At 38.9% G+C, this 10711-nt stretch carries 10 protein-coding genes; 6 read left to right on the top strand and 4 right to left on the bottom strand.

The window, feature by feature from the left end:
- Positions 1 to 357: 357 nt before the first annotated feature.
- Both sir and AC2JBO_RS23695 read left to right on the top strand, forming a co-directional pair.
- A complete protein-coding gene (sir, locus tag AC2JBO_RS23700) occupies positions 358 to 2172 on the top strand; it encodes a sulfite reductase, ferredoxin dependent (RefSeq protein WP_496956090.1) in 1815 nt (604 codons plus the stop codon).
- Positions 2173 to 2546: 374 nt separating this feature from the next.
- A complete protein-coding gene (locus tag AC2JBO_RS23695; protein WP_496956089.1) occupies positions 2547 to 3362 on the top strand; it encodes a DUF4058 family protein in 816 nt (271 codons plus the stop codon).
- A gap of 49 nt (positions 3363 to 3411) precedes the next feature.
- Here AC2JBO_RS23695 and AC2JBO_RS23690 read toward each other — a convergent pair whose 3' ends face one another.
- Positions 3412 to 4017 (bottom strand): GNAT family N-acetyltransferase, encoded by a 606-nt coding sequence (locus AC2JBO_RS23690; protein WP_496956088.1) that lies wholly within the window; start codon positions 4015 to 4017, stop codon positions 3412 to 3414.
- Between the two features lie 434 nt (positions 4018 to 4451).
- On the opposite strand from AC2JBO_RS23690, the gene AC2JBO_RS23685 reads away from it, so the two are divergent.
- The 4 genes from AC2JBO_RS23685 (at position 4452) to AC2JBO_RS23670 (ending at position 8968) form a co-directional block, all read left to right on the top strand.
- Positions 4452 to 5183: a 2Fe-2S iron-sulfur cluster-binding protein gene (locus tag AC2JBO_RS23685; protein ID WP_496956087.1), complete on the top strand. Its 732-nt coding sequence runs from the start codon at positions 4452 to 4454 to the stop codon at positions 5181 to 5183.
- On the top strand, positions 5180 to 6175 hold the full coding sequence (locus AC2JBO_RS23680; RefSeq protein WP_496956086.1) for an FAD binding domain-containing protein: 996 nt from the start codon (positions 5180 to 5182) through the stop codon (positions 6173 to 6175). The genes AC2JBO_RS23685 and AC2JBO_RS23680 overlap by 4 nt, the downstream gene beginning before the upstream one ends.
- Complete coding sequence (locus AC2JBO_RS23675; protein ID WP_496956085.1) at positions 6172 to 8289, top strand: xanthine dehydrogenase family protein molybdopterin-binding subunit; 2118 nt, start codon at positions 6172 to 6174, stop codon at positions 8287 to 8289. Before AC2JBO_RS23680 ends, AC2JBO_RS23675 begins: the two co-directional genes overlap by 4 nt.
- Positions 8290 to 8509: 220 nt before the next feature.
- The gene (locus tag AC2JBO_RS23670) at positions 8510 to 8968 is read left to right on the top strand and encodes an aspartyl protease (RefSeq protein WP_496956084.1); all 459 of its coding nucleotides are present in this window, start codon (positions 8510 to 8512) and stop codon (positions 8966 to 8968) included.
- 35 nt (positions 8969 to 9003) lie between these two features.
- Here the strand turns inward: AC2JBO_RS23670 and hypB are convergent, their stop codons facing one another.
- From hypB to AC2JBO_RS23655, 3 genes are all read right to left on the bottom strand, one after another.
- Entirely contained in the window at positions 9004 to 9831 is an 828-nt protein-coding gene (gene hypB / locus AC2JBO_RS23665; RefSeq protein ID WP_496956083.1) for a hydrogenase nickel incorporation protein HypB, read from the bottom strand.
- Positions 9832 to 9836: 5 nt separating this feature from the next.
- A complete protein-coding gene (gene hypA / locus AC2JBO_RS23660; protein ID WP_496956082.1) occupies positions 9837 to 10163 on the bottom strand; it encodes a hydrogenase maturation nickel metallochaperone HypA in 327 nt (108 codons plus the stop codon).
- Between the two features lie 335 nt (positions 10164 to 10498).
- Positions 10499 to 10711: a hypothetical protein gene (locus AC2JBO_RS23655; protein ID WP_496956081.1), complete on the bottom strand. Its 213-nt coding sequence runs from the start codon at positions 10709 to 10711 to the stop codon at positions 10499 to 10501.

The raw sequence follows: 10711 nt of genomic DNA, 5'->3' as shown, positions 1-10711 counted from the left end.
ATAGTAATAGCTTTCACGCACCCTACTCCAATTTATTGGCGCCTCAAAATGCGTGAAATAGTGCCATTCATTGGTTGGGTGCGTGAAGGCTACTAAAATTTTAAAACGAAGCGCAATTACTTGTAGCCTTCACGCACCTTAAATTTTTTGATCAATTACAAACAATTTATTAAGTATTATTGCCGGGTTTGTTTTAGTGTTACATCACTAGCAAAGTCGGCATTTTGACGTGGTAGAATATAAATAATTCAACTTAATCCCGACCGGATTACCGTCTAAGATAGCCGAATGGGTGCCAAATTTTACCGTACTTCGGCGTGTAGTGATGACTGAATGAGAACACTTTAATTTACAGAAATGGTACAATCTGCTCCTCCCGCCGTTGAAACTCGTAAACCTTCCAAAGTAGAAGGACTAAAAGAGCGTAGTAATTTTTTACGTGAACCAGTTGCTACTGAGTTACTTCAAGACACGAATCACTTTAGCGAAGACGCTGTACAAATTCTGAAATTTCATGGTTCGTACCAGCAAGATAATCGTGATAACCGCGCCAAAGGTCAAGAGAAAGATTACCAAATGATGCTGCGGACACGTAACCCAGGTGGTTTTGTACCCCCGGAGTTATATTTGACTTTAGATAAACTAGCTGATAAATACGGTAATCATACAATACGTGCTACCACTCGCCAAGGGTTTCAACTACATGGGATTTTAAAGAAAAATCTTAAGCCATCGATTGCTGCTATAGTTCAAAGCATGGGTTCAACGTTAGGCGCCTGTGGAGATGTGAACCGTAACGTCATGGCGCCACCAGCTCCTTTTAAAAATAGACCTGAATATCAGTACGCTTGGGAATATGCCGAAAATATAGCCCAACTACTAACACCACAAACAGGAGCTTACTACGAAATTTGGTTAGATGGTGAAAAAGCTATCAGTGCTGAAGAAAACCCAGAAGTCGTAGCAGCACGTCAAAAGAATGGTACGGGTACAATTGTTCATGACAACCCAGAACCTATCTATGGTACACACTACATGCCACGTAAGTTTAAAGTGAGCGTGACAGTACCAGGAGATAATTCTATTGATTTATATAGTCAAGATTTGACGTTGGTAGTCATTACCAACAAAAAAGGTGAGCTAAAAGGGTTTAATGTATTTGCTGGTGGGGGTTTAGGAAGAACTCACAACAAAGAAGAAACCTTCGCGCGTACCGCAGACCCAATTGGTTACGTCAAAAAAGAAGACGTTTACGACTTGGTAAAAGCAATTGTTGCCACACAGCGCGATTATGGTGATAGAACCGACAGGCGCCATTCTCGATTAAAGTATTTAATAAACGATTGGGGAGTTGACAAGTTCCGCACGAAAGTCGAAGAATACTTGGGTAAACCTGTCGAACCATTTAAGAAACTCATCAAGTTTAGATATCATGACTTTCTGGGTTGGCACGAACAAGGCGATGGTAAATTATTCTTGGGTGTTTCCATCGACAATGGACGTGTAAAAGACGAAGGTGACTTTAAGCTTAAAACAGCATTGCGCGAAATCGTCGAGAAATACAACTTACCAATACATTTAACACCGCATCAAAACGCGCTGTTATGTAATATTGCACCTGAACACAAAGAAGATATCGAAGCAATTCTTAATCGTAATGGTGTAGTTACAGACTTAGAGAAAATTGACTCGCTAGAAAGATTTTCTATGGCATGTCCTGCTTTGCCCACTTGTGGTTTAGCAGTAACCGAGTCTGAGCGCGCGATACCATCATTTTTACAACGGATACGAGCATTATTAGATAAAGTCGGTTTGCCAAATGAACATTTCGTTACCAGAATGACAGGATGTCCGAACGGATGCGCGCGTCCTTATATGGCAGAACTAGGATTTGTCGGTAGTGCGCCTTTATCGTATCAAGTTTGGCTTGGTGGATGTCCAAATCAAACTCGACTGGCACAACCGTACACCGAAAAAATGCACGAAGACGACTTAGAGACTTTCCTCGAACCGATTTTTGTATTGTTCAAAAAGTCACGTAAGAAGAAAGAAAGTTTTGGTGATTTTTGTGCGCGCGTTGGTTTTGATGCTATTCGCTCCTTTAGTGAAAGCTATCAACCAGGAGTTGAAGTCGCAGTTAATGGTAAAGGCGCAAAGGGTAAAAAGAAATAAATGTTTTCGTTACCTCAGAACCTCTTTTTCACTGTCTGGTAAAAACATTTTTATACAATTAAAATGTTAATTAAATAAAGACAGTGGTAAAAATATCCACTGTCTTTTTACTAAGTTTAAATTGATTATTAAAATCATGAGTCAAAATAAGTAGGTGGGTGCTGAAAAACGCAACTGGATTAAGAAATATAAATTGGCTAAAAAGCTTATCTTTAAAGCATTTACGACACTTTACATAAGTTTATATAGTTCAGTTTAATTGTGCCTACCTACTTAGGACAACAAGCCCAAGCAGCACTCTCGAATTCTAAGATGGTTGGTACAAAAAAGTTTATGGCAGAACTTAAGCGATTGGCTGCGCTTGATAATGATAGTTGATAGTATGGCGAAACTTGATACAAGCGGCGCCATTATTATTTAATTCGTATGAAGATTTTTATGATACAATTGCATTGACAGCGGAATGGAATGGTCATAATATGGCACTGAAAGATCACTTTCGACCTCCTTTAAGCACCAGGCGCCACTGGCACAGTTTTCATAATGCTTGGTCAACATATCTTGCCGACGATTTAAACCAGTCTCTTCCAGAGGGTTATTTTGCAGAACCAAACGCTCAATTTGGCATTGAAATTGATGTAGCAGCTTTTCGTGAACGAATTCCTGTTAACCCAGAGCGTAAAACCGCAGAATTGCATGAATGGACACCAAGTTCACCCACCGCAACCCTACCGTTTCAACTTACTACAGATATCGTTGAAATACAAATTTTTAATACTCAAACAGGACCTATGCTTGTAGGCGCCATTGAATTAATTAGTCCTAGTAATAAAGACCGTCCTTCTCAGCGTTCAGCATTTACCTCTAAATGTGAAACCTATCTTCAACAAGGAATTGGGTTAATCATAGTTGATATCGTTACAACATTGAATGCGAATTTGCACAACGAATTGATGAATCGTTTCAATTCGCAAATTGACCCCTTAGACGCTCAGTTGTATGCTGTTGCATATCAAATTACTCAAGATAATCAAACCCCTTACCTTAATTTTTGGCAAGAAGCGTTTGCAGTTGGGGGTGGTCTTCCCATTTTACCCCTCTTTTTGAAGGGTGGATTTTATTTACCAATAAATCTTGAGCAGACCTATAATCACACCTGTGTTCGGCAACGAATTCCTGAATCTTTTTAAACAAGATAATATTAGACAAAAATACTGACTACACTCAAGATTGTCCTACCTAATAATTTATGAGCATCTGTAATTTATCACTGTTTTGAAATAATTTTATACTAGTAGGTGGTTGAGGGTTAGGTGTTACAGGTTGTAACATTAGACCTAACCAAATAACATCATGCCATTCACCACATTTATATCCAGCATTTTTATAAGTACCAGCGTGCTGAAAACCTAATGATTCATGCAGGCGCATACTTGGTATATTAGGTTGTGTTACACCTGCGTATGCATTGTAATAACCTTGAAGTTTTAAGACTTTAAATAAAGTTGTATATAACCTTTTTCCAATTCCGATACGTCGCACGCTTTCATGAATATACACACTGACATTTACTGACCATTGATAAGCTGCACGTTCATGATGTGGCGCCGCATAAGCATAACCCAAAACTTCATTATCAGAACAATACACCAACCAAGGATATTGAAGAAGAAGTTTGGTTATACGCTGTTGCATTTGTTCAATAGTAGGCGCCTCAGTCTCAAATGTTGTTGGTGATGATAGGCAAAACGGAGCATATATGCGGAGAATAGAGGCAGCGTCATCAACTGTTGCAAGACGAATCATAGAAAAATCAGAATATAAAAGGATTAATATAGCAATCATAAATCATTTTTGCAAAATCAGATTACCGACTTCTTTAAGAAGTGGGTAATCTAGGCATAATTTTTTTACTTTGCGTCTTTCATGGTTTGTTATTAAATTTAAAAAAATTATTAAAATATAGATATTATATTTAATCTACATGATTAATTATTAAGCAGTTCATCTATATAATAGTCTTTAATATTAGTAAAAATCATATCTATCTAACGAACCGCAAAGCACGCTTCATAGCACAAAGGAAAGAAAGCAGAATATTGGTTATAATCAAAGCGAGCATTAGATAAAATAGTATTTATTGATGCAATCATCTATATTTGTATTAGAGAACAAACAAAAAGGGAGTTATTGCTACTGTTACCGCTAAAAAGATTTTTGAAACATCTATCGTGCGACATATTTACCATATTAAACTTCCAAAAACAGTGGGGTAATTCATGAGTAACAACGATGATAGACCTAATAACGCTTCACAGCAAGGGATTTTACCACAGGTTGGAGCCACAACAAAAGGCGCCGTAGCCCTTGCATCAGAAGTTAGAGCAACTCAAGACAAACAGAGCGTGAAAGTAGAATCTGAAGTCACTGTTAACCTTAATATTAATGGTGATAACTATACGCTCGCGCTCGAACCTCGCGTGACTTTACTTGATGCCTTACGTGAACGGTTACAGTTAACAGGTAGTAAAAAAGGCTGCGACCACGGACAATGCGGCGCCTGTACTGTCATAATAGATGGGCAGCGCGTTTATTCGTGTTTATCGCTGGCTGTAATGCAGGAAGGTAAAGAAATTACAACAATTGAAGGTTTGACTCAAGGTGATGACCTTCACCCAATGCAGTTAGCATTTATTGAAAATGATGGTTTTCAATGTGGTTATTGCACTCCGGGTCAAATTTGTGCTGCGGTAGCGTTAATTGATGAAGTTAAGCAAGGTTGTGCGAGTGTAGTTACAGAAAATCTCACTGAAAGTTTAGTTGACAATTTAAATGGGCTGCCGCAATTAGCAAATCTTTCAGAATTAGAAATTCGCGAACGAATGAGTGGTAATTTGTGTCGCTGTAGTGCTTATAACGGTATTGTTGCGGCAATACAGCAAGTAGCAGGACAGGTGCCACCAGAACCAGCAGCGATAGTAATGGTGCAAGGACAAGAAAAACAATCATGAAAAATTTTAACTACACGCGCGCAACTACAATACAAGATGTTGTCGATAGACCTTCACAAGCAATACTTATTGCAGGTGGTACAAATTTAGTTGACCGGATGAAGGTTTTTCTTGACCAACCAACACAAGTTGTTGATATTTCTCGTCTTTCACTAAAGAAGATTGAAAGTACTGATGATGGGTTAAGGTTAGGCGCCCTTGTTACTAATACTCAAGTAGCCGACTTTCCTCTTGTGCGGCAAAACTATCCAATATTGTCACGGGCAATATTAGCAGGAGCATCGCAGCAAATACGTAACGTTGCTACTGTTGGCGGAAATTTGATGCAGCGTACTCGTTGCCCTTATTATTATGACACTGCATTTGGTTGTAATAAAAGACAGCCTGGAAGTGGATGTCCCGCAGCAACCGGAATAAATCGAATGCACGCAATTTTTGGGGCAAGCGATAAATGTGTTGCTGTAAACCCTTCGGATATGTGTGTGGCATTAGCAGCTTTGGATGCAGTTGTTGAAGTTGAAGGTGTTGATAGTCGGCGCCAAATACCTTTTAGTGAGTTTCATCGTTTGCCCGGTAATCAACCTGAACGGGATACCGTACTTGAAGATGGGGAAATTATTACTGCTGTAATATTACCAGCAAATAGCTGTCTTTTATTAAATGCCAAATCGGGAGTGTATTTGAAATTGCGTGACCGTGCTTCTTATAGTTTCGCGCTTATTTCAGTAGCAGCCATTCTCGATATTGATGATAACAAGATTCGTAACGCCCGGATTGCATTAGGTGGTGTTGCACATAAACCTTGGCGTACACAAGAAGCAGAGCAGTTTTTGGTTGGTAAAGCTGTTGACGAAACATTATTTCAACAAGCTGCTGAGTTAGCACTTCGCAACGCTCAACCGTTAGAGCATAACAAATTCAAAGTGGAAATGAGCAAACGTGCTATTCGTCGCGCGTTAATGGTATCAGCAAAGGGAGGTGGGATAGCATGAGTCAAGTTATGGGGACATCGGTTAGTCGTAAAGATGGTGTTGCAAAAGTTACTGGTGCCGCGACTTATTCAGCGGAACATCAACTGGCTAATTTAGTTCATGGATATCTTGTTACATCAACAATTGCCAGCGGAGAAATTTGTCATATTGATACAAGTGAGGCTCGTTCATGCCCTGGAGTTATTGCGGTATTTACGCACTTAAATGCACCCAAAATATTTAAGCCTACAAATAACTTTGGCAAATCAAAGATTTATGAAGCACGTTTGCCTTTATCTGATAATCAAGTTCATTATGCAGGGCAAATCATTGGGCTTGTAGTTGCTGATACTTTTGAGCGTGCGCGCGATGCTGCATTTCGTGTCAAAGTAGATTATAATCCGCAAACGCTTGTTATTGAATCTAGCAAAGCTAATTTTAAAGAGGCGCCACCTAATTTTGGCGAAGAAATGAAGTTTTCAGTAGGTGATGTCGCTTCTGGTATGGCAAAGGCAACTGCCAAAGTTACTCAAACTTATAAATCTTCTACAGAACTTCATGCTCCAATGGAACCTCATGCCATTATTGTAGACTGGCTTGAAGGCGATGGAGTCACAATATACGAGCATAGTCAATGGGTTTTAGGATCACAACGTACCTACGCAGAATTACTAGGTGTACCAGCAGAAAAAGTACGAATTATTAGCCCGTATATAGGTGGTGGTTTTGGTTCTAAAGCCTTTCCTTGGTCACATGCTGTTCTTTGTGCAGCAGCAGCAAAAGAAATAGAACGACCGCTAAAAATAGTTTTAAGTCGGCGCCAGATGACAGCTTTGGCTGGACATCGTTCAGAAACAGAACAAATAATTCGTTTAGGCGTCACTGCGGATGGTACGATTACAGCGATTGACCATGAAGTAAAATCAATAACATCGCCCGTAGATGTTTTCACAGAGCCTTGTACGAGTATTACTCCTGTAATGTATAAAACTGACAACCTGCGATTAATGCAGGAACTGGCGGTAATGAACGTTGGAGTACCCACTTTTATGCGGGCGCCAGGTGAAAATCCGGGAATGTGGGCTTTAGAATCAGCGATGGATGAACTCGCATGGAATTTAAAAATTGACCCTGTAGAGCTACGACTTAAAAACGAAACCAAAATTCATCAACGTAAAAACCTACCTTTTAGTGCGAAACATTTTGCGGACTGTTTGAAAGTTGGCACCGAAAAGTTTGGTTGGAAAGACCGAGCAAAAGAACCGCGCGCTACAAGTCATGATGGAAAGTTAATTGGTTGGGGAATGGCAGCGTCAACATTCCCAGCTTTACGCAGTGCAGCTTCTGTCAAAATTCGTTTATTGAAAGATGGTACAGCCCATGTTTTAACTGCTGGTAATGATATGGGGACTGGCGCTTACACAGTAGCAGCAATAGTTGCCGCTGAAACATTACAATTACCAGTAGAAAAAATTCGTGTTGAACTTGGTGACTCACGACTTCCAGATGGGGGTATGGCAGGTGGTTCGATGATGAGTGCATCAATGGCGCCTGCTGTAATGGCAGCATGTCAAGAAGTTTTAAAACAAGCAGAAGTTGAAACAGCCCAAGAAGCATTTGCACTACTTGAAAAAACTGGAGGCGCCGCATTTGAAGCAACAGCATCATCGGCGCCAGGAGAAGAAAGTAAGAAATTTGCCTTTCAATCATGGGGCGCCCACTTTTGTGAAGTAGCTATTGATGAAAGTATTGGTAGGTTGCGTGTAACTCGTTGGCTTTCAGTAATGGATATAGGACAAGTCATCAACGCTAAAACCGCAGCAAGTCAAATACGTGGTGGTGTGATAATGGGTATAAGTCACGCATTAATGGAAGAATGTCAGTTTGACCCAAATATTGGTTATCCAGTTGTATATGACTTAGCAACATATCACTATGCAGCACACGCCGATATTCCTCGTATAGACGTAATATTTGTTGGTGAGCCTGATACTAACTTTAACCCTGCGGGAGTTAGAGGAGTAGGAGAAATTGGTATTACAGGAGTTTCTGCTGCAATAGCTAACGCTGTGTATCATGCCACCGGTAGGCGCCTGCGAAGTTTACCTTTAACACCAGATAAATTACTGGCATAGAAAGAGTTAAATCCCCCCAACCCCCCTTAATAAGGGGGGCTAAGAATAGCTTATTATTGTCTTATTAAATATGGCTAAGAATAGCTTCTTATTTTCCTTCTCAAAAAGGGCTAAGAATAGCTTCTTATTCCCCCCTTATTAAGGGCGGTTAGGGGGGATTCATTTTATAAACTTAGCTTAATTGAGTATTATAGTAGTAAATGCTTAAAGGTATGATATTATGAGAGATGTATCAATACCATATTTTTCTGAGAGACAAACAGGTCAAGTAATAATAACCTTAAACGTAACCAATCAAATTGATAAAATATTAGCCGAACATAGTTTTATTTCCCAAGAAGAAGTCCGTTCCATTACATTGACAAATATTTTAGTCGATACAGGTTCCACATTACTATGTTTACCCTCATCTGTGATTACTCAATTAGGTTTAGCCCAAAGAGGAGAAGTAAACGTAGAAACAAGTACTGGAATACAAAAAAGGCGAATATTTAGAGATGTTGACTTATATATTGAAGGGCGCCAAAGTACTTTTGACTGCTTAGAGCTAACAGAAGTACAATATGCTTTATTAGGTGTGATACCAATGCAACGTTTAGGACTTGAGCCAGATTTAACAAACCATAAATTACGATTGTTACCTATGAATTCTGAGCAAAGTTATCTTACAGTTTTGTAAAAAATTTAGTAAAGTGGGCACTGCTCAACTTACAATTACTGGCATATCCACTTATACCAATCATTTAAACCTTCACCTGTTTGTGCAGAAACTTGAAAAACTTGAATTTGTGGATTTACTTGCCGCGCGTATTCAATACATTTTTGTACATCAAACTGTACATAAGGTAGCAAATCAAGTTTTGTGATAATCATTATCTGACTTGCGCGGAACATGTGAGGATATTTAATAGGTTTATCTTCTCCTTCTGTTACCGAGAGAATTACAACTTTGGCATTCTCACCCAAATCAAATAATGCTGGGCAAACAAGATTACCCACATTTTCAATCATCACAACAGAATTTAAAGGTGGGTTTAGCTGTTGTAAACCCTTATCTATCATTCCTGCATCTAAATGACAACCTGTTCCGGTATTTATTTGTACAACTTTGCAACCAGTTTCTTGGATTTTTTGAGCATCATTAATAGTTTCTTGGTCGCCTTCAATAACGCTAATTTCTAGTTTTTGCTTTAAATCTTTGATAGTGCGAGTAAGTAGAGTTGTTTTCCCGGCGCCAGGAGAACTCATTAAATTTAAAGCTAAAATATTTCGTCCCTTGAACCAACCACGATTTTGAGCCGCAAGTAAATTATTCTTTGCTAAAATATCAGCTTCTACCGATATTGTTGTGCTGTGAACTTGAGCATGAATATGGGCAGGTTCAGAATGTGTATGTTCATGCTCATGATGATGATGGGTATGAGTGATAACAGTACCATCAGGCAAAACATGTGTATGATGGTGATGATTATCATCATGAAGCGAATCAACCATAGTTACTTTTACATCTCCATCATCCGAACAGCCACAGGTAACACACATAAATCTTATATCTCAATTTCTTTTATTTTTAACTCTTCACCAGCAATTAAATTTAACTCCGTACAACCACACGTACATCGACCAAAAGGTTTTTCAAGCAAAATATGTGTACCGCAGTTGCGACAACTAGCCAAACCAGGTATCTCTCTAATTTGCAACATGGCGCCTTCTAAAACAGTTCCCTGCGAGCAAATATCAAAACAAAATTTAATTGCATCAGGTAAAATTGCCGATAGTTTACCAATTTCTAATAAAACACGCTGTACTTTCTTACCTTCAGCATATTCAGAAACAATCGCTACAATATTTTGAGTAATACTAAGTTCATGCATAACTAATGTAGGTTGGGTGGAACGAAGAGGAACCCAACATTCATATTAAGTTATTTTTTAAGTTTTAGGACGGGCAGGGATGCTATAAAAAGTTTTTTACAAACGACTTATATTGTTTAATAGTTTTTCAGCAATGGGAATATCGGTGTTTCTGAAGCAGGCGCCTCAAGAGATGCGATATCATCCGTTTTACTTTTCTTCATTTTCTTCGTTTTAGCAGAAGCTGCATTATTTAATTCTGTTTCTACCGTCGGCGCCGCTCATCAATAAAAGTTGGGAGCAATGCGGCGCCTTTTTGTTGATTCCAATGGTATGCTTACTTGCGCCAAGTGGTACTAGTGTGCAATTAAATTGTCATTTTGACTCTTATTTTCAGAAACAGGCTTTAGTATATTATGTTGCGGAGTACTATCAATGGTGACTTTTAATCGAAAAGGTGTCATATCTAAAACTACTGTTCCATCAAAACCTACAATTGCAGCTATTAAAGCAGTTACAAATATAAAGTAACCGATAGTTACAAGATTGAATTTTTTATTAGATAACAT

The sequence above is a fragment of the Calothrix sp. CBUCES-K 9914 genome (genome assembly GCF_059640475.1).
Note: the sequence above shows the minus strand (reverse complement) of the source record. Positions and strands in the feature narration are given on the sequence as shown.